We start from the raw sequence: 18,777 nt of genomic DNA, 5'->3' as shown, positions 1-18,777 counted from the left end.
CCCGACGGGTCAGGGCGTGTAGACCCTCGGTTCCAGAGTGCCTATGTAGGGCAGATCTCGGTAGCGTTCGGCGTAATCAAGTCCGTAACCGACGACGAATTCGTTCGGGATGTCGAAGCCGACATAAGTGATGTCGACGTCCGCGCGCACGGCATCGGGCTTGCGCAACAGCGTGCAGACCTCCAGCGACCGGGGCCGCCGGCTGGCCAGGTTGCGCAGCAACCAGGACAGCGTGAGGCCGGAATCCACGATGTCCTCGACGATCAGCACGTCGCGGTCGTTGATGTCGCGGTCGAGGTCCTTGAGGATGCGTACCACGCCCGACGACGACGTCGACGACCCGTACGACGACACCGCCATGAATTCCAGCTGGGTGGGCAGCGGGATCGCCCGGGCCAGGTCGGTGACGAACATGACCGCGCCCTTGAGCACCGTGATCAACAACAGGTCCTGATCGCCGAGCCGGTCCGCGTAGGCGGCCCCCACCGCCGCGGCCAGTTCTGCCGTCTTGTCCTGAATCTGTTGCTCCGACAGCAACACCGATTTGATGTCTCCCGGGTACAGCTCGACAGATTTTGCTGGCACGTGCCCAGCGTGCCACGTCGGCGCCGGACTGGCCAAAGCGATCCTCAGTCCCGCTCGTATTCGAGCACCAGCACACCCGCGCGCCGCCGGGCGAACAACCGCGCGTCGGCGCGCCCGCCGCCGACTGCGACCCCGCCCTGCCCGCGCCAGGCGGTCACCAACGCGTCGACCGCGCGGATCTGCTTGCTGGTCAGGTTGCGCGCCCCGCCGGCCAGCAGCCAGCTGCGCAGCGCCCGCAACCGCACCGCCGCCGGCAGCGCCGCCACGGCGGCGGTCGGCAGGCCGTCGGTGTGGGGTCGGGCCGCGGCCAGCGCCCGGTCGGCCAGTTCGTCGAGGACGTCGCCGTCCTCCTGCAGCGCGGTGGCCGTGCGCGCCAGCGCCTCGGCGACCCCGCCGCCGAGCACGTCCTCGAGCAGCGGCAGCACCTCGTGGCGCAGCCGGGTCCGGGTGAAGCGCCGGTCGTCGTTGTGCGGGTCGCGCCACGGCGTGAGCCCCAGCGCGGCGCAGGCCGCCTCTGTGGTGGCCCGGCGCAGCTGCAACAACGGCCGGCACCAGGGCGGGTCGAAGGGCCTTATCCCGGCGATGGAGCGGGGCCCGGACCCGCGCCCCAGACCGAGCAGGACCGTCTCGGCCTGGTCATCGAGGGTGTGTCCGATCAGTACCGGCGCGCCGGCGCGGGCGGTTTCCAGGGCCGCGTAGCGCGCGGACCGGGCCGCCGCCTCGGGGCCGCCCGCGGTGCCGACGGTGACGGGGATGATCTCGGCGCCAACACATCCCAGCGCCAGCGCCTGCCGCTGCGCGGTCTGCGCGGCGGCCGCCGACCCGGGCTGCAGGCCGTGGTCGACGATCAGCGCAGTGGTGGGCAACAGTTCGGCCGCCACCGCGGTGAGCGCCAGCGAGTCCGCCCCGCCGGACAGCGCGACGCACCACCGGTCTGCGGCGGGCAGCTGATCCTTGGCGAATCCGCCGACCGTCGCGCGCAGCTGCGTTACAGGACTCGATCGATCCATCGCTGCGGTTCATCGATCTCATGCGGCAGCGGCAGCGTCTGCGCGCCGGTCCAGATGGTGTTGAACCGGTCCATTCCGACCCGGGCGACCACCGCGTCGACGAAGGCCTTGCCGCGGGTGTACTGCGACATCTTGGCGTCGATTCCGAGCAAGGCCCGCAGGATCCGTTGCAGCGGAGGCTGTTTGCGGTGCCGGCGGTCGTCGAAGCGGCGCCGGATGGTGGCCCCGGACGGGACGACGGTGGGCCCGACCGCGTCCATCACGTGATCGGCGTGTCCCTCGAGCAGGGTGCCGAGCACCAGCAGCCGGTCCAGCGCCTCACGCTGCGGTTCGGACTGCACCGCGCGCATGAACCCCAGCACCCCGTCCTGGCGGTCGCGGACGAATTCGGCCAGGCGGCCGATGACCGCGGCCAGGTCGTCGCCGGCGTCCGCGGTGAGGGCATCCAGCGCGTCGGTCATGTAGCCGGCCAGCCACGGGTTCGCGGTGAACTGCACCCGGTGGGTGACCTCGTGCAGACACACCCACAGCCGGAAATCCCTTGGCACCACCCGTAATTGGCGTTCCACGGCGATGACGTTCGGATACACCAGCAGTAGCTTGCCGCCGTCTTCGGCGAACGGGTCGTACTGCCCCAGGATGCCCGACGAGACGAAGGCCAGCACCGCTCCGGTCTGGGCGCCGGTCACCCGCCCGGCCAGGAATCCGCTGGGGCTCTCGGCGCCGCCGGTCATCGCGCGCAGGGATTCGGTGGCCGCACGGATCCAGTCGGCGCGGTCGACGATCCGCGCGTCGGGGATGGGGCCGTCGGCGTGCAACCGCGTGACCTCGCGCACCGGCGGCTCGGCGGCCCGCGAGCATTCGGCCAGCTCCTCGATCGCCTGCCGGCGGGTGTAGTCGGTGGTGGGTGCCGCCGGACGGGCCAGCCGGGTGCCGACGGACGCCGCGAACTGCCAGTCCACGGCGTCGCCGACGGCCGACGGGCTCATCGCACGCACCCACAGGAACGCAGGGTCGCGGCCAGAGCGTCGATCGCCAGCCGTCCCGTCGGCCCGGCGTTGTTGGACAGGAACGCGAAGGTGAGTACCCGGCCGCTGCGGTCGGTGACGATGCCGGCCAGCGCGTTGGTGCCGGTCAGCGAACCGGTCTTGGCCCGCAACCAGCCCGCCGCGGGGCGGGTGGTGCCCGCCTGCAGGAACCGATCCGACAAGGTGCCGGAACCGCCGGCGACCGCCAGCAGGTCCAGCAGGGGACGCAGTTCGCGGTGGTCGGGGCCGGCGGCCTCGCCGATCACCTCGTCGAGGGTGATCGCGGTGAGCCGGTTGTCGACCGACAGGCCGCTGGAGTCCAGCAGTTTGGCGCCGGTCATGTCGATGCCCTCACCCGCCAGCCGCGCCGACACCGCGCCCGCGGCCCCGGCGAAGCTCAGCGGCCGCTGCGACTCGGCGGCGACCTCGCGGCCGATGCTCTCGGCCATCACGTTGTCGGAGTTGACCATCATCTGCCGCAACCGCTCCATGAGCGGCGCCGACTCCACCGAGGCCAGTTCGCGGCCGGTCGGCGGGCCGGGCACGACGGTCACGGTGGCCGGGTCGACGCCGAGCGCGACGGCCAGCGCGCGGCCGGCGTCGAGCGCCGGGGTGGGCGAGCGACGGGAGTCGAAGGTGGTCGGCTGGGTGCGGCCGCCGTCGAGCATCACCGGTTCGATCGGCGCGATGTCGCCGCCGTCGATATCGGCCGGGTCCCAGCCCGGGGCCAGGCCCGGACCGCTGTAGAGCGAGGTGTCCACCTGGACCGCCATCGGGGTGTATCCGCTGGCGCGGACCTGCGCGGCCAGGTCGCTGATCCGGGCCGCGCCCTTGTACCAGGTCTGCTGATCCGCGGGCGCCGCCGACAAGGTGGTGTCCCCGCCGCCCACCAGGACCACGACGCCGCGGGAGTCGGCCGCGCCCCGGTCGCTCGCCGCGACGACCTTGGTGGTCACCGTGGCGTCCCGCTCCAGGGTGAGCAGCGCGGCGGCGGCGGTCAGCACCTTGTTGGTCGAGGCCGGCTGCATCGGCAGGTCGTCGGCCTGCCGCCACAGCAGCTCCCCGGTCAGGGCGTCGCTGATGCGCCCGGTCAGGACGCCCAGGTTCGGGTCGGCCAGCGCGGCGGCCAGCGCGGCGCTCATCCCGACCTCGGTGGGGATCTCCGAGTCCTCGGGGACCGGCACCACGCCGGGGCTGGCGGCGGCCGGCGCCGGTCGTGCCGCGGCCAGCGCCTCGGTAGGCCGGTCCCCGACGAATACCAGCGCCGCGGCCACCACCGCCACCACCGCCACCAGGACGGCGGCCCCCACCGCCAGGTGCGTGGAGCGTCGCCACCGCTTGGGATGCATGCCTGCAGGGTATCGCCCCACCGTGGCCAGGCCCTGCACGCTAGTGTGGCGTCCGACAAAGCGACGGTCAGCCATGCGAAGGAGTCCTGCCGGTGGAGTTTGACGTAACCATCGAGATCCCCAAGGGGCAGCGCAACAAGTACGAGGTCGACCACGACTCCGGTCGGATCCGGCTTGACCGCTACCTCTACACCCCGATGGCTTACCCGGCCGACTACGGATTCATCGAGGACAGCCTGGGCGAGGACGGCGACCCGCTGGATGCCATGGTGCTGCTGCCGCAGTCGGTGTTCCCCGGCGTGATCGTCGAGGCCCGCCCGGTAGGCATGTTCAAGATGGTCGACGAGGCCGGCGGCGACGACAAGGTGCTGTGTGTGCCGGCCGGCGACGTCCGCTGGGACCATGTCCAGGACATCGCCGACGTGCCGAGCTTCGAACTCGAGGCCATCAAGCACTTCTTCGTGCATTACAAGGACCTGGAACCCAACAAGTTCGTCAAGGCCGCCGACTGGGTCGGGCGGGCAGAGGCCGAGGCCGAGGTGCAGCGCTCGTTCGAACGGTTCAAAGCCTCCGGGCACTGATGCACACTCCTCAGACGGTCTGGCTGCGGAGCTGGGGCCGGGGATATTGACACTGTGCTTGATCCTGATGAGCGTGCCGAGCTGGAACGGTTACGCAAGGAGAACGCTGAATTGCGGCGTCAAGGTGACGTCGTTGGCTTCGACGGTGTTGTCGAAGCCACGCGGGCGATGCTCGGGGCCATGCTGGCCGTGGGAATCCGACCCGGTGCTGTTCGCTGAACTGGCCAAAGGACGGATCCGTTCGAAGATCCCGCGCCCGGTCGACGCGTTGCGCGGTCGTTTCCGTATCGACCACCACGGGGTATTGGTCAAGGACCTGGAACCGATCATCGACCGCGTGCAGGCCATCCCAGGTCTAGGCCCACAGATGCGCGATCGGGTTGATCACCGAGGCCCCGCGCTCATCTCGCGCTGTTCGTGCGAGTGAAGTGAGCCCGTCGTAGTGGTCCAGTTGATCTGGCCCCGGCGCCAACCACTACACAGCACGCCAGTGGGCCCGCACCAAGGCCCGCGCAATCAACCAACTCCAACACTGGGATACCGCGTCATCCTGGAACCACTCACCGAATCCGCATAATCCGGCACCGAACCACTCAGCCTCTGTGGTCACAAAATTTTCGTGTCAGCGGTGGTTCCCTTTTTCGGTGATGAAGGCGGTCATCGCGTCGACCGCTCGACGCGACTCAGCGCACCAGGGAACGAGCAGAGGAAAGGTGTGTGGGGCCTTGGCGACCACCCGCAGTTCGACATCGCAGCCAGCCGCGCGGGCTTTCTCGGCCAATCGGACCGAATCATCGAGCATGATTTCGGTACTGCCGACGAAGATCTGGAGTGGCGGAAGTCCGTGGAGATCCCCCCAAAGGGGTGAGGCAATCGGATCAGTGGGGTTCGCGCCCCGAAGGTAGTGGTGGACTTTGTGAATGACCGCCTCTGGACCGCACAGCGGATCGCGGTAACGGTTGTACACATAGGAAAGGCCGGTGGTCGCGAGGTCGGTCAACGGGGACAATAACACTAAGCTGTCGAACCCACGGGGCGTGTCAAGTGCCAAGGTGGCGGACAGAGCCAGTGCAGCCCCTGCGGAGTCGGCGACCAGCGTGACAGCACCGGTGTCGGGTGCGCTCAGGACTTGACGTAGGGCGTGCACGGTGTCGTCGCGGGCAGCGGGGTACGGGTTTTCCGGCGCGAGTGGATAGTGCAGGATCCAGCCGCGGGAGCCGGTGCGCCGGCACAACACATCGACAAAGCGGCGGTGGCGGTCGTCGGCACCCAACATGAACCCTCCGCCCGGCACATACACGATGGTGTGCGCAGCGCCTGTGTCACCGCGAGGCTCCAGAACACTGTCACCGAAATCAACCGGTGGACGGGTCAATCGGTGGGAGGTGAGACGTCGGCGACCATCGATGGGGCAGTAGTTCGCGTTGAGTCGCCGTTTGAGCGCCAAGCGCATCAATGTGGTGGTGACCCTCAGTTCGATGCTCATCGGCACCGGGCCGCCGAGGCAGTGGTCTTCGGATTCATCATCGGAGACGCGCCCTCGTCCACGCGGCCGCAGTTCATTGGTCCGAAACGTGGCTGTGGCGCGCCCGCGTATCGCCCCACAGGTCAGCACCGTTGACGGGATCGATCGGCATGTCCAGGATGGCCAACCCCTGTGAAAGGATGTCGTGCGGGGCGCGTTGACCCAGGCCCGGGTGATCCTCCGGTAAGGGTAGCGGTGGTGTGGTAACGAATTCCCGGCCGGCTTCAAGGACAACCTGCCGGTGGAGAATCCGCCACTCGCCCCGACGATTCTCGAATACGTCGATGTATCGGCCCTCGAGTTGCTGATCGATGAACCGTTCGGTGTCGCCCTCCTGCAACGGGATGTGATGCACGACGTACCACTGACATTCGACGAACGCTCGTTCGCCGTGCGGTTCGATGATCGGATTGGTGATCGAGTGCTGGGAACTGGCGATCTCGGCAAGCAACGGCACCACGTAGTCGGCGAACGCGTGCGCATTCCCGTTGTAGAACCAGTGCACGTCGGTCCCGTCGGGCCAGTAGCACGATTTCAGCAGATCGAGGTCGCAGCGATCGACGCTGCGCGCATACCGATAAAGGACATCGCAGATTGCCCGCCGATCGTCGTACCCGCGCAGACGTTCTTCGAGCGCCTCGATCCGCTGGGTCAACGCGTCGATCTCATTCATCACATGATCCTTCCCTGTTCAGTTGCCGCCGAACCACCCCGAGCCGAGACTGCCAAGCAACTCTTTACATGCTAGTCCACTGATTGTATGTTGCCGAACATACAAGTAGGGAGGTGCCTGCATGGCAGGGATCCGGGTGACAGCTGTCGGCATGCCGGCCAGGCCGGTCCGTGAGCTCGGCGGCTTCTTCGCAATGGCGTTGGACACGTTGGTGGCGATTCCGGCGCAGCCATTTGCCTGGCGCGAGTTTGTGATTCAGGCGTGGTTTGTGGCCAGGGTGTCGCTGCTGCCGACAGTTTTGCTGTCCATCCCGTTCAGCGTGTTGCTCGTGTTCACCTTCAATATTTTGTTCGCGGAGTTCGGGGCGGCCGATTTTTCCGGTACCGGCGCAGCCAAGGGCACTGTCACCCAGATCGGACCGATCGTGACGGTGTTGGTGGTGGCCGGTGCTGGTGCGACGGCAATGTGTGCCGACCTGGGCGCACGCACCATCCGCGAGGAGTTGGACGCGCTGCGTGATGGGCATCAATCCGATTCAGGCGCTGGTCGTGCCGCGCGTCCTGGCCGCCACCCTGGTCGCAGTCGTGCTCTCATCGGTGGTCATCATCGTCGGGCTGCTCGGAAGCTTCTTCTTCGCGGTCTTCGTCCAGAACGTCACTCCCGGAGCGTTTGTCGCCGGGCTGACATTGATCACCGGTCTGCCTGACGTCGTTGTCTCGGTCGTCAAAGCGGCGTTGTTCGGCTTGGCGGCGGGTTTGATTGCCTGTTACAAAGGGATTTCAGCAGGTGGCGGGCCGGCCGGAGTTGGGAATGCCGTCAACGAGACGGTGGTGTACTCGTTCGTCGCCCTATTCGCGATCAACGTGGTGACCACCGCGGTCACCGTTCAGACCGCAGGGGCCATCAGTTGAACAACGTCTTGTCCGGCAGGTACCTCAGTCGAGTCGGGCGAAGCCTGGATCGGGTGACGACAAGCTGGAATGCGGTCGGAAAACAGTCGCAGTTCTTCGCTGCCACAGTGCGGTCCGTGGGTGACGCATTGGTGCACTACAAGGCCGAGATTGTACGGCTGATCGCGATCATGGGGCTGGGGACAGGTGCGCTGGCGGTCATCGGGGGAACCGTTGCGATCGTCGGGTTTCTCACGTTGACCACCGGGGCACTCGTTGCGGTGCAGGGCTACAACCAATTCGCTGAGATTGGCGTGGAGGCGTTGACCGGTTTCACCTCAGCGTATTTCAACGTCCGGCTCGTTTCCCCGTTGACCGCGGGCATCGGCCTGGCGGCGACTATCGGCGCGGGCGCCACCGCGCAACTGGGCGCGATGCGGATCAACGAAGAGATCGACGCGTTGGAGGTCATGGGAATCCGATCGATCGCATACCTGGCATCGAGCCGGGTGATCGCGGGCGTGGTGGTTGTGGTCCCGCTCTACTGTGTCGCTGTCCTGATGTCGTTCTTCGCCGCGCGATCAGGTACCACCGTGATCTACGGTCAGTCCAGCGGCGTCTACGACCACTACTTCAACACCTTCCTCAATGAAACCGACCTGATCTGGTCGTTCTTGCAGGCGGTCATCATCGGGATCGCCATCATGCTGGTGCACACGTACTACGGGTTCACCGCCAGCGGTGGGCCCGCTGGCGTGGGGGAGGCGGTAGGCCGCGCCGTTCGCACCTCGTTGGTGGCGGCTGCGGTCATTACGATGTTCGTGTCCCTGGCTCTCTACGGCCAGTCCGGCGATTTCCATTTCTCAGGGTGACTGATGGAACGAAACTCCTGGATCTTTCGTATCTTACCCGCCTGGTGGACAGTGCTTTTCGCTGTTGGAAGCATTAGCTTCGTCATGATCTGCTCGGCATTTTTCGCTGGCACCTTCCAGTCCTACGTCCCGATAACGCTGACGGCTGACCGGACCGGTCTGGTCATGGAATCGGGAGCGAAGGTCAAGATGCGCGGTATCGAGGTGGGCCGCGTCGCCACATTCGACCGGCATGATGCGGCGACGACCCTTCAGCTGGAGTTGAGCCCACAACTGTCCAGACATATCCCGGAGAACGTGACTGCCGAGCTCCGGGCCACCACCCTGTTCGGAGCCAAGTATGTTGAATTGCTATACCCCGACGACCCGAGCTCCGAAGCGATCTCTGCGGGTGCGGTGGTAAGGGCAGCCAATACCACCACAGAAATCAACACGGTCTACCAAAGCCTGGTCAACGTGCTCGGTCAGATCGATCCGCCGAAGCTCAATGCAGTACTGACTGCATTGGCCGAGGGTGTACGTGGGCAAGGAGATCGCATCGGCGAAGCAACTACCGCAGCCAACGAGGTACTCACGACGGTCAACCCCCGCATGCCCACGGTGCGCGAGAACTGGCTTGCGATAGGTCGATTCAGCGACGCCTACGACGCGGCCGGCCACGACATCCTGTTGACGTTGGACGCGCTCAGTACGACCGCCGAAACCATCACCGAGCACAGCACCGACCTGGACGCACTGCTGATCAGCAGCATTGGTATGTCGCGAGCCGGCATCGACCTCCTCGGCCCGAATCGGGACAACCTGATCGAAGCGATCAACCTTCTCGAGCCCACCACCGGCCTGCTGCGCACCTACAACCCGATCTACACCTGCCTGCTGATGGGCGCCCAATGGTTTCTGGACAATGGCGGCAACGACGCACTGGGCGGCAACGGCCGGTCGGCGGTCCTCGATTCCGGGTTCAACTGGGGCGACGACCCATACCGGTACCCCGATCACCTCCAGATCGTGGCCGCCAAGGGTGGTCCAGGCGGCCGGCCCGGATGCGGTTCCCTGCCGGACGCCAGCAAGAACTTCCCGGTGCGCCAACTCGTCACCAACACCGGATGGGGTACCGGCAATGACATCAGGACCAACCCCGGAGTGGGAGATCCGTGGTGGGCCAACTTCTTCCCGGTGACCCGCGCGGTACCCGAAGCGCCGAGCATCCGCGGGCAGTCCCAGCCGCCGCCACCGGAGCCGGCACCGTGACCGCCGCCGAGAGGAGAGTTCTGCTGTGACAGGCGTGTTGACCGGTGCCCTGTGGCGACTGACCGTGTTCACGATTGTGGGCGCCTTGGGCACCTTCGCGCTCCTCATGGTGTTTGCGGAATTGCGCTTTCAACCCGCGTCGAGCTACCAGGCCGAGTTCACCAATGCCTCGGGCGTGCAGAAGGGCGACTTCGTCCGCGTTGCCGGCGTAGAGGTCGGCAAGGTCAAGAACGTCACGGTGCGCCCCGACAATCTCGCCACGGTGGAATTCTCCGCTGAAGATTCGGTGGTGCTGACCGAAGACACCCGGGTGCTCATCCGGTGGGACAACATCATCGGTGGACGTTTCATCGAATTGCTCGACAGCGGCAGTGCCGCCTCCGCCGGGCTCAGCCCCGGAGCGGTGATCCCGGCCGACCGCACCGAACCGGCGCTGGACTTGGACGCATTGATCGGTGGCTTCCGACCGCTGTTCCGGGCAATGGACCCCGAGCAGGTCAATACCTTGAGTGGCCAATGGGTCTGCTGCACGAGTAGGTGACAGTTTCGGTCACGCGGCCTGACTGGCCGGTGTGGTCATGATGGCTTCGAATTCCACCGGGGTCAACCGGCCGAGGCCGGCTTGTCGGCGGCGTCGGTGGTAGGTGCGTTCGATCCAGGTGACGATCGCGATTCGGAGTTGCTCGCGGGTGTCCCAGCGGCGGCGGTCGAGCACGTTCTTCTGCAGCAGGGAAAAGAAGCTCTCCATGGCAGCGTTGTCGCCGGCCGCGCCGACACGGCCCATCGAGCCGACCATCTCGTGATGGTGCAGTGCGTGCACGAATCGCCTTGAGCGAAACTGAGATCCTCGATCCGAATGTAGGATGCATCCCGCGACATCTCCGCGTCGGGCCACCGCGCTGTGCAGTGCACGGGTGGCCAGTCGGGACTTCATTCGGGAGTCAATGGAGTAGCCGACGATCCTGTTGGAGTACACATCTTTGATGGCGCACAGGTAAAGCTTGCCCTCACCGGTACGGTGCTCGGTGATATCGCTGAGCCACAACTGATTCGGCGCGTCGGCGGTGAAGTCGCGTTCGACGAGATCGTCGTGGACCGGTGGGCCGGGCTTGCCGTTCTTGCCGCGGTTTTTGCCGAACACGCTCCACAGTTGGTTCTGGGAGCAGATGCGCCAGGCGGTGCGCTCGGCCATCGGCTCGCCAGCGTCGCGGGCCTCCTCGACCAGGTAGCGATATCCGAACTCCGGATCATCGCGGTGCGCGTCGAAAAGGGCGTTGACGCGGTAGGCCTCGACGCGTTCGGCGTCGGTGACAGGGGAGGCCAGCCAGCGGTAATACGGTTGGCGAGCGAGCTTGAGGACCCGGCACGTCACCGCGACGGGGATCCCGTCGGCGGCGAGCTCTTTCACGAGCGGGTAGATCCTTTTCCCGGCAGGTTGGCCTGCGACAGATACGCCGCGGCACGGCGCAGGACCTCGTTTTCCTGCTCGAGCAGCTTGATCCGCCGCCGGGCCTCACGCAGCTCACCGGACTCGCCGGTGGTCTTGCCGGGCTTGGCGCCCTCGTCAATGTCGGCCTGACGGAGCCATTTCTGCAGCGTCATCGGGTGCACCCCGAAATCGGTGGCGATCTGCTCGATCGTCACCCCGTCATCGCGATTGCGGGCCACGCGCACGACGTCGTCGCGGAACTCACGGGGATAGGGCCTTGCCATGGGGACATCCTCCCAGCCTGCCCACCCAGGGCAAGCCGACTCAGATGTCACCTACTCGTGCAGCAGACCCTCCTAACGTTGGCGTAACGTGCGTTTGAGAACCTTGCCGCTCTGGTTACGTGGCAGCTCGTCGATGAACCGCACGACCTTGGGCACTTTGAACGGCGCGAGTATGTGTTTGACGTGCTCGATCAGATCAGCTTCGACTACCTGATAGCCGTTCTTGCGCACCACGAAGGCGGTGATCGCTTCGATCCACCGTTCGTCGGGTGTGCCGATCACTGCGGCCTCCGCGACCGCTTCATGGCGGTACAGCGCGTCCTCGACCTCCCGGGACGCCACCAGGATGCCGCCGGTGTTGATGACGTCCTTGATCCGGTCGACCACCGTGATATAGCCGTCGCTGTCCACGGTCACCAGGTCGCCGGAATGGAACCAGCCGTCCCGAAACGCTTCGGCGGTGGCCTGGTCGTTGTTCCAGTATCCGATGCACAACTGTGGTGAGCGGTAACAGATTTCGCCGGGCTCACCGTCCGCGACATCATCCCCGTTGACGTCGACCACTCGGGTCTCGACGAACAGCACGGGTTTACCGCACGATCCTGGTCGATGATCGTGCTCCTCGGGGCCCAGCGCACACGCCAGCGGTCCGATCTCGGACTGACCGAAGCCGTTGTAGAAACCGATGTCCGGATACCGCGTGCGCAGCCGGTCCAGAACTGCTTCGGGCATGACGGAGGCGCCGTACTGCGCTTTGCGCAGCGAAGACAGATCGTGCTGCTCCAGGTCGGGGTGGTGGGCCAACGGACCCCACACGGTCGGCGCCAGAAACAGCGATCCGATGCGTGCCGATTCGATCATCCGCAGGATCTCCGGCACATCGGGGCTCGCCAGCAGCTGAACTGTTGCTCCGATGGTCAGGTACGGCAGCAGAAACACGTGCATGGCCGCCGAGTGGTACAGCGGCATGCAGATCAGGGGTGCATCCTCGGCGGCCAGATCCAGGTCGACGACGGCCGAAACATATGCGTGGACCAGCGCACTGTGGGTCATCATCGCGCCCTTGGGCCGCGACGTGGTACCCGATGTGTACAGCAGCTGCACCAGGTCGCCGCCGCCGGTCTCAGGCGTACACTCGGGAACCGGCCCCCCGCCGGCGACGGTGAGCAGCGCGTCCGCAGTGTCGCGAAGGGCGTGGACCTCTTCGGCGGGGATGTCGGCGCGCACATCGGCGATGTTGTCGGCCAGCGCCGGATCGACCAGCACCGTCCGAGCCCCGGAATCGGCCAGGATGTAGGACAACTCGTCACCGCGCAGCGCATAGTTCACCGGCACGTGCACCAGTCCGGCGCGTGCCGCGGCGAGGTAGCCAACCAGATACGCGTCGGAGTTGGTGCCGTACGCCGCGACGCGGTCGCCGGGCCGCAGACCTGACGACCGGAGCCAGCCGGAAGCGCGGCTGACTGTGTCATCGAGCTCGCGGTAGGTGTACGTCCGTCCGGCGAACACCACGGCCGTGCGGTTCGGGAAGCGGTGCGCGGTGCGCCGCAGTACCCCGTCGACGGTGTCGCCGCGAGCGGACCTGGTGCCGGCACCGGTCACTGCGCCGCGGCCTCGGCCACGTTGGCGTGGAACATCGCGCCGAGCTCATCGAACAGACCCGGCGGCAGCTGCAGCTTCCAGCCACCCAGCGGCTCCACCCGCTCGTTGAGGCGGGCATTGGCGGCGTCGATCAACTCGACGCCGCGCCGCTCGACATCCCTGGGCAGTGAACCGTTTTCGACGACGGTGCGGCCGTCGACCAGGACCCGGTCGATGTCGCGGGTGGTTGCCTGGATGACAATGGCGTCGACGTCGTCGACGATCGGTCGCATGTGCAGTCGGTCGTGCCGTAGCAGCACCAGATCGGCGGCCTTGCCGACCTCGATGGAGCCGCAGACCGATTCCAGGCCGAGCGCGGTGGCCCCAGCCAGGGTGGCGGCGCGCAAGACCTGACGGGTGGTGACCGGCAGTGGCCCGGTGACGGCGGCCAGACCGGATTCTTCGAGCACGCCCTGCAGGGCATCGCCGCGGTCGTGTTGCATCAGGATCCGCATGGTGGTGAACATGTCACCGCTGTTGTTGGACACGATGTCGACGCCCATGCCGGCGGTCAACCCGGCCGCCAGCGCACGGCGGAACACCGGACGGCCCTGACCCATCTGAAGTTCGGTGTCCGGAGTGGACGACACCGAACAGCCGGCGTCCCGCAGTGCCTGCAGGTCGGCTTCGGTGCATCGGGTGGCATGCGAATGGATCTGGCCTTCCTGTAACAGTCCTTCGCGCTGGTAGATCTCGATGTCGTTGATGGCCGGGCGGCCCCACACACAGTTGGTGTGCATGGTCACCGGGACGGCCAAATCGGTTGCAGCCTCGATTTCGCGGTGTGTCTCGGCGATCGGCTGGATGCCGAGTTCGGTGAGCGCAACGCCCATCCGGACCAGGCCATCGTCGCCGGGAAAGAAGCTCGCGCGTACCCGTCGGGCGTCGTCGAGGCGGTGTTGCGGAGTGGTGAACACCGGGTCGGACTGCGGCGATGCATAGAATCCGTAGCACCACAGCGCGCGCACACCGCTGTCCTTGATGCCGTGTACGGCGGCGTCGGAATGGTCGGGGGAGTTGGTGATGTGGCAGTGGTCGATGGTGGTGGTGACCCCGTTCACCAACGCGTCCAGCCCGCCGGCGTACTGGCCGGCGTAGACGTCGTCGGGATCGTGCAGACCGGCGAAATGGTTGCGGATGCACCAGAAGTAGTCTTTGAGGTTCCAGTTCGCGGTAACGCCGCGCATGGTGGTCTGCCAGAGGTGCCGGTGCGTGTCGACGAAACCCGGGATCACCCAGCAGCCGGCGGCGTCGATGACCTCGGCGTCCACCGTGGCCAGGTCCGGTTCGATCGCGGTGATGCGGCCGTCTTCGACGAGCAGATCGACGTGCTGGACCCGGGCGGTCAGCGGATCGCCGACCAGTACCCGGCCGCCGGTGATGACGGTGCGGTTGGTGGACATCGTTGTCAGTCCTCTTCCTTCGAGATTGGTTGGCGTAAAAGGTTTTTGCGGATCTTGCCGACTGAGGTGCGGGGGAGGTTCTCGGTGAATTCCACGTGGTCGGGGACCTTGCCGCGGGCCAGCCGGTCGGCGCAGAAGGTGATCAGTGCGGATTCGGTGAGCCCGCTGCCGTTTTCGGTGCGCACGACGACAGCTTTGATCGCCTCGTCGCGCACCGGGTCCGGGACGCCGATCACCGCAGACTCGAAGACCGCGGGGTGTTCGTTGACGACCCGCTCGACCTCGGCGGCGGCGACGTTCTCGCCGGAGCGTTTGATCATGTCCTTGGCGCGATCGTGGAAGGCGATGAATTCGTCGTGGCGCCGGGTGACCACATCACCGGTCCGCAGCCAGCCGTCGACGTATGCCGCGGCGGTGGTGTCCGGATCGTCGAGGTATCCGGCCATCAGGGTGATGCCGGGTTCGCCGCCGATCAGTAGCTCACCGGTCTGCCCGGGTGCCAGGTCACCGGCGGTCCGATCGAGCGGGTCATCGACGATGCGGACCCGTCCTGATTCGGTGGGCAGCCCCACTGTCATGTTGTCGCGCGGCCCGTACAGCGGGTTCATCAGCGGCGGGGCGATCGTCTCGGTCATCCCGTAGAGCTGCAGCAGCGGGCAGCCGAAGCGGTCCTCGAACCGGCGCAGCTGATCCGGGGTGAGGTTCTGGCCGAAGATGGTCACCCGCAGTGCGTTGTCCCGGTCGGTGGCGGATTCGGGCTGTGCCAGGATCATTCGCGCCGGCGCGGCGAACAGGCTCGCCAGGGTGGCGTGGCACCGTCGGGCCTGCTGGATCCAGTGGGACGCCGAGAAGCGCGCGGCCACCGCGACCGAAGCCCCGGTTACCAACGCCGACATCACGCAGTAGTACTGCGCGTTGGCGTGAAACATCGGCAGCACGATCAACCACCGGTCGTCGGGGCGGATGCGCAGTTGCCCGGCGATGGTGTGCCCGGCGGCCAGATAGTTCGCGTGGGTGACGAGCACCCCCTTGGGTCGGCTGGTGGTGCCGGACGTGTAGAGCACTGCCAGTGGATCCAGCGGGCTGACCGTCACGTCCGGGGCCGGTGGTGGCGCACTGGAACGGTCATTGAAATCTTTGCCGCACAACACTATCAATGCTGGTTCGGCCGGCCAGGCGGCACGTACTGCGTCCTGCTGTCGGGAGCTGCAGATCACCGCCCGGCAGGATGCGTGCTCGAAGAAATAGGTCAGTTCGTCGGCGGTGCTGTTCGGGTTGACCGGCACCATGACGGCGCCGAGGCGGGCCGCGCCGAACCAGCAGGCGAAGAACTCCACGCAATTGCCCAGCACGACGGCGAACCGGTCACCGTGGCCGACGCCCAGGCTGGCTAGTACCGCGGATCCCCGGGCGGCCAGTTCCCAGCCGTCGCGGTAGGTCAGAGTCAGCACGTCCTCGTCGTCGAACACCAGGAAAGGTGCTTCTGGGGTGACCGTTGACCAGTGCGACAGCATCGAGGCCACCGTCTGGGCGCCGGATACCGCCGGCCTCATTTCCGAGGCCCATGCTTGGCGTGCCATTCGGCCATCAGGCCCAGCAGCGCGATCACGCCGTGTTGCGGTGTGCTCGGCTCCAGTTCGCGGTAGCGCTGATAGATGTTGACGACGATGCGTTCGGAGTCCAGCCACGTCGCGTACGGGCCGAGATCGATCGAGTCGGCGGCCTCGGTGAAAGACAGGCCGCGGCGGTGCGCGTCGTCGGCCTGTTCGGTGACGTAGACGAAATACTCCCGCACCGCCCGGATGCCGTCCGCATCGGTGATCGGTCCGTGCCCGGGGACCACGGTGTGTGCGTCCAGGCCGATCATGGTGTCGCAGGCCGCGATCCAGTTGGCGATCGGTCCGCCCCACACGATCGGGGTGCAGCCGATGAACAGCAGATCGCCGGCGAACAGCACTCCGGTGTCCGGTACGTGCGCGACGACGTCGGCGGCGGTGTGGGCCGGGCCGAGGTTGAGCAGTGTCACCGACCGCCCGCCCACCTCGACGGTCAGTTTGTCGTCGAAGGTGTGATCGGCGTTGCGCAGTTTGATGCCGCTGAAGTCGAACGGGGCGAACCGATCTCGCGCATACGGTGCGAGCATCGGGCCCAGGTCACCGGCCTGTGCCAATGCCAGCATGCCGGGAGCCATGTCGTGGTTGATCTCGCGTACGGTCTCCGCCGCGGCGATGATCCGCACTGCCGGATCCAGCAGCTGGTTGCCGTGCGTGTGATCGCCGTTGCAGTGGGTGATCACCGCGTCGGTGATCGGGGCGCGATCGGTGAACGGCCGCATCGCGGTGAGCATTTCGGTGGTCAGTGGCAAGTCGAAGAGCGTGTCCACCAGCAGCGAGGCGCCGTCGCCGGAGACGAGTCCGGCGTTGCTCAACCCGTAGCCGCCGTCGGGCAGGGTCCACGCCCACACCCGATCACCCACTTCGTGCAGCCCGCGGGTGTACGGGATGCGCGCCGGGGCGGGGTTGACCCGCGGCGCTTCCGGGGTGGCGTCGGGGTTGGGTCGCGTGGGCAGCGCGGGCGGAGCGGGGCGGTGTCGCACGATCTGGCGGGTTTCGCCGAGCCCTTGAACCTGCAGGGTGACCTCGTCGCCGTCGTTGAGCCAACCGCGGAAGTTGGCCAGATCAGTCATGTCGAGGTGTTCGAGCAGGGTGCAGGTCGGTATGGTGCCGGACCCGAAGATCTCGCCGGGATGCAGGGTTACGCCGCGCGAGGCGTACGAGATGACCTCGGCGAAGGTCCAGTCCATACCGGCGGTGCTGCCTGAACCGACGACTTCACCGTTGACCAGGGCGGTGGCCGCCAACCGCAGCCGGCCGTCGATCAGGTGGGGCTCGAGTTCATCGGCGGTGACCAGGTAGGGCCCCAGGGTGATCCCACTGTCCTTACCTTTGGCCTGTCCGATGCCGAGCTGATTCTCCAGACTCTGTAAGTCACGGGCCGACCAATCGTTGAAGATGGTGTAGCCGATGATGGCCCGTTGGGCGTCCGGCACCGACAGGTCGGCACCGCCGGTGCCGATGACCGCGGCAATCTCGAGTTCGAAGTCTTGCCAGGCACTTCCGGGGGCGGTCGGCACCTCGTCGTATGGCCCGAAGACGGCCGTCGGGTTCGCGAAGTAGAACGCCGGGATGCGGTACCAGGCATCCTTGAGTACCCGGCCACCTCCCAGCGCCTGCTGACAGTTTCGCATGTGGTCCAGGAAGCACAGGCAGTCGCGGATGGCCGGGGGGCGCGGAATCGGTGGCAGCAATTGTGCATCGGCCAGCGGCACCACCGACGCCGGCGCCTGCAATGCTTGTTCGCCAACGGCCCGTAACTCGTCGGCGCCGCGGGCCACCAGGTCGATGAGAGCCACACCGGGCTCAAGTGCGTGGATGACATCGTTCGACACCACCCCGACGCGGTCGCCGTTGTGGCCATCGGTTCGAACTGTTGCCCAGCGCATTGACACCTCTTCCAGTCAGATTCCTATGCTGATCAACATAGGAGATGATGCGGGGCATGTAAAGACTTGGCCGACCGGTATAGTTTCGCGACATGGCCGGAAAGGAGGCGCCGATGGCGACCAGAAGGGCTCAGACCAGCCGGGAGAGTCGGCAATTGCTGATCCGGGCGGCTACCGAGCTGTTCGCCGAGCGCGGATTCCGTCAAACCACGTTCGCCGACATCGCCAACCGGTCCGGGATCAGCCGTGGTTCCATCCCGTGGCATTTCGGCAACAAGGACGGGTTGTTGCAGGCAGTCATCGAAGAGCTGACCGTCAACATGGCCGATCTCGACTCTGCGGCGCACGATCTCGCCGACGGCCTCGATCGAGTGCGGGATCAAGTGCGGCAACCCACGATGCGGCTGCTAATCACACTGGTCGCCGAGGCGGTGGAGCCAGGTTCGCCGGTGCACGCGTTCTACGCTCAACTGCACGACACCATCCGCAAATGGGTCGCTGGCTGGGTTGCCGAGTCCGACATTCCGACCGGGACAAGCCGGGCCGACTTCGTTGCCGTCGTCGTCGGCGCCATCATCGGACTACACCAGCAATGGCGGGTCGCTCCAGAGAGCGTCGACCTGGACCGCTGTTTCGTGGCACTCAAGGCGATGAGTATCAGCGGCCGCGACGCGACCTGATCCGATACCCGGCCCGGCGCCGGTACGGCTCGCCGAGACTGAAGCCACGCGGCGCGGGTCTCGCACTTCCGCTC

At 66.4% G+C, this 18,777-nt stretch carries 17 protein-coding genes and 1 pseudogene; 7 read left to right on the top strand and 11 right to left on the bottom strand.

Annotated elements, in window-relative coordinates; genetic code table 11:
- Nucleotides 1-9: 9 nt before the first annotated feature.
- The 4 genes from hpt to dacB are packed head-to-tail and all read right to left on the bottom strand — an operon-like array spanning nt 10 to nt 3,972.
- The gene (gene hpt, locus R2K23_RS01760) at nt 10-621 is read right to left on the bottom strand and encodes a hypoxanthine phosphoribosyltransferase (protein WP_396892856.1); all 612 of its coding nucleotides are present in this window, start codon (nt 619-621) and stop codon (nt 10-12) included.
- An 8-nt stretch (nt 622-629) separates the two neighbouring features.
- Nucleotides 630-1,595, bottom strand: a complete 966-nt coding sequence (gene tilS / locus R2K23_RS01755) for a tRNA lysidine(34) synthetase TilS (protein ID WP_316513850.1) — start codon at nt 1,593-1,595, stop codon at nt 630-632.
- Entirely contained in the window at nt 1,574-2,584 is a 1,011-nt protein-coding gene (locus tag R2K23_RS01750) for a zinc-dependent metalloprotease (protein WP_316513849.1), read from the bottom strand. The genes tilS and R2K23_RS01750 overlap by 22 nt, the downstream gene beginning before the upstream one ends.
- Nucleotides 2,581-3,972, bottom strand: a complete 1,392-nt coding sequence (gene dacB, locus R2K23_RS01745) for a D-alanyl-D-alanine carboxypeptidase/D-alanyl-D-alanine endopeptidase (protein ID WP_316513848.1) — start codon at nt 3,970-3,972, stop codon at nt 2,581-2,583. Before dacB ends, R2K23_RS01750 begins: the two co-directional genes overlap by 4 nt.
- A gap of 92 nt (nt 3,973-4,064) precedes the next feature.
- Here dacB and R2K23_RS01740 point away from each other — a divergent pair, with 92 nt between their 5' ends.
- Nucleotides 4,065-4,553: an inorganic diphosphatase gene (locus R2K23_RS01740; RefSeq protein ID WP_316513847.1), complete on the top strand. Its 489-nt coding sequence runs from the start codon at nt 4,065-4,067 to the stop codon at nt 4,551-4,553.
- 67 nt (nt 4,554-4,620) lie between these two features.
- Nucleotides 4,621-4,980 (top strand): hypothetical protein, encoded by a 360-nt coding sequence (locus R2K23_RS01735; RefSeq protein ID WP_316513846.1) that lies wholly within the window; start codon nt 4,621-4,623, stop codon nt 4,978-4,980.
- 195 nt (nt 4,981-5,175) lie between these two features.
- Here the strand turns inward: R2K23_RS01735 and R2K23_RS01730 are convergent, their stop codons facing one another.
- Together R2K23_RS01730 and R2K23_RS01725 are read right to left on the bottom strand one after the other, a co-directional pair.
- On the bottom strand, nt 5,176-6,039 hold the full coding sequence (locus R2K23_RS01730; RefSeq protein ID WP_316513845.1) for an alpha/beta hydrolase: 864 nt from the start codon (nt 6,037-6,039) through the stop codon (nt 5,176-5,178).
- Nucleotides 6,040-6,112: 73 nt separating this feature from the next.
- Complete coding sequence (locus tag R2K23_RS01725; protein WP_316513844.1) at nt 6,113-6,751, bottom strand: nuclear transport factor 2 family protein; 639 nt, start codon at nt 6,749-6,751, stop codon at nt 6,113-6,115.
- Between the two features lie 121 nt (nt 6,752-6,872).
- On the opposite strand from R2K23_RS01725, the pseudogene R2K23_RS01720 reads away from it, so the two are divergent.
- The 4 genes and pseudogenes from R2K23_RS01720 (at nt 6,873) to R2K23_RS01705 (ending at nt 10,305) form a co-directional block, all read left to right on the top strand.
- A pseudogene (locus tag R2K23_RS01720) lies at nt 6,873-7,662 on the top strand (MlaE family ABC transporter permease).
- A 116-nt stretch (nt 7,663-7,778) separates the two neighbouring features.
- The gene (locus R2K23_RS01715) at nt 7,779-8,513 is read left to right on the top strand and encodes an ABC transporter permease (RefSeq protein ID WP_396892852.1); all 735 of its coding nucleotides are present in this window, start codon (nt 7,779-7,781) and stop codon (nt 8,511-8,513) included.
- A 3-nt stretch (nt 8,514-8,516) separates the two neighbouring features.
- The gene (locus tag R2K23_RS01710; RefSeq protein ID WP_316513843.1) at nt 8,517-9,764 is read left to right on the top strand and encodes an MCE family protein; all 1,248 of its coding nucleotides are present in this window, start codon (nt 8,517-8,519) and stop codon (nt 9,762-9,764) included.
- 37 nt (nt 9,765-9,801) lie between these two features.
- Nucleotides 9,802-10,305, top strand: coding sequence for an MlaD family protein (locus tag R2K23_RS01705; protein WP_316513842.1), 504 nt, complete (start codon nt 9,802-9,804; stop codon nt 10,303-10,305).
- A 9-nt stretch (nt 10,306-10,314) separates the two neighbouring features.
- On the opposite strand, the gene R2K23_RS01700 is transcribed toward R2K23_RS01705, so the two are convergent.
- The 5 genes from R2K23_RS01700 to R2K23_RS01680 form a co-directional block, all read right to left on the bottom strand.
- Nucleotides 10,315-11,477 (bottom strand): IS3 family transposase gene (locus R2K23_RS01700; RefSeq protein WP_316512199.1). Its coding sequence is split into 2 segments (ribosomal slippage): nt 10,315-11,190 and nt 11,193-11,477, totalling 1,161 coding nucleotides; the frame shifts between segments, so codons are not numbered across the junction.
- Between the two features lie 72 nt (nt 11,478-11,549).
- On the bottom strand, nt 11,550-13,079 hold the full coding sequence (locus R2K23_RS01695; protein ID WP_316513841.1) for a fatty acyl-CoA synthetase: 1,530 nt from the start codon (nt 13,077-13,079) through the stop codon (nt 11,550-11,552).
- Complete coding sequence (locus R2K23_RS01690; RefSeq protein WP_316513840.1) at nt 13,076-14,521, bottom strand: amidohydrolase family protein; 1,446 nt, start codon at nt 14,519-14,521, stop codon at nt 13,076-13,078. Before R2K23_RS01690 ends, R2K23_RS01695 begins: the two co-directional genes overlap by 4 nt.
- 5 nt (nt 14,522-14,526) lie before the next feature.
- A complete protein-coding gene (locus tag R2K23_RS01685) occupies nt 14,527-16,074 on the bottom strand; it encodes a class I adenylate-forming enzyme family protein (RefSeq protein ID WP_316513839.1) in 1,548 nt (515 codons plus the stop codon).
- A complete protein-coding gene (locus R2K23_RS01680) occupies nt 16,071-18,023 on the bottom strand; it encodes a fumarylacetoacetate hydrolase family protein (protein ID WP_316513838.1) in 1,953 nt (650 codons plus the stop codon). Before R2K23_RS01680 ends, R2K23_RS01685 begins: the two co-directional genes overlap by 4 nt.
- Nucleotides 18,024-18,115: 92 nt before the next feature.
- On the opposite strand from R2K23_RS01680, the gene R2K23_RS01675 reads away from it, so the two are divergent.
- Nucleotides 18,116-18,703 (top strand): TetR/AcrR family transcriptional regulator, encoded by a 588-nt coding sequence (locus R2K23_RS01675; protein ID WP_316513836.1) that lies wholly within the window; start codon nt 18,116-18,118, stop codon nt 18,701-18,703.
- Nucleotides 18,704-18,777 lie beyond the last annotated feature (74 nt).

It is taken from the genome of Mycolicibacterium sp. MU0050 (assembly GCF_963378085.1).
Classification (GTDB): domain Bacteria; phylum Actinomycetota; class Actinomycetes; order Mycobacteriales; family Mycobacteriaceae; genus Mycobacterium; species Mycobacterium wendilense.
This window is presented reverse-complemented; position numbering and strand designations above follow the sequence as displayed.

Bases quoted from the DNA above. Each gene is read 5' to 3' on its own strand.
- tilS (WP_316513850.1), bottom strand. From the start codon at position 1,595: ATGGATCGATCGAGTCCTGTAACGCAGCTGCGCGCGACGGTCGGCGGA.
- R2K23_RS01750 (WP_316513849.1), bottom strand. From the start codon at position 2,584: ATGAGCCCGTCGGCCGTCGGCGACGCCGTGGACTGGCAGTTCGCGGCG.
- dacB (WP_316513848.1), bottom strand. From the start codon at position 3,972: ATGCATCCCAAGCGGTGGCGACGCTCCACGCACCTGGCGGTGGGGGCC.
- R2K23_RS01735 (WP_316513846.1), top strand. From the start codon at position 4,621: ATGAGCGTGCCGAGCTGGAACGGTTACGCAAGGAGAACGCTGAATTGC.
- R2K23_RS01730 (WP_316513845.1), bottom strand. From the start codon at position 6,039: ATGAGCATCGAACTGAGGGTCACCACCACATTGATGCGCTTGGCGCTC.
- R2K23_RS01725 (WP_316513844.1), bottom strand. From the start codon at position 6,751: ATGAATGAGATCGACGCGTTGACCCAGCGGATCGAGGCGCTCGAAGAA.
- R2K23_RS01710 (WP_316513843.1), top strand. From the start codon at position 8,517: ATGGAACGAAACTCCTGGATCTTTCGTATCTTACCCGCCTGGTGGACA.
- R2K23_RS01690 (WP_316513840.1), bottom strand. From the start codon at position 14,521: ATGTCCACCAACCGCACCGTCATCACCGGCGGCCGGGTACTGGTCGGC.
- R2K23_RS01685 (WP_316513839.1), bottom strand. From the start codon at position 16,074: ATGAGGCCGGCGGTATCCGGCGCCCAGACGGTGGCCTCGATGCTGTCG.
- R2K23_RS01680 (WP_316513838.1), bottom strand. From the start codon at position 18,023: ATGCGCTGGGCAACAGTTCGAACCGATGGCCACAACGGCGACCGCGTC.
- R2K23_RS01675 (WP_316513836.1), top strand. From the start codon at position 18,116: ATGGCCGGAAAGGAGGCGCCGATGGCGACCAGAAGGGCTCAGACCAGC.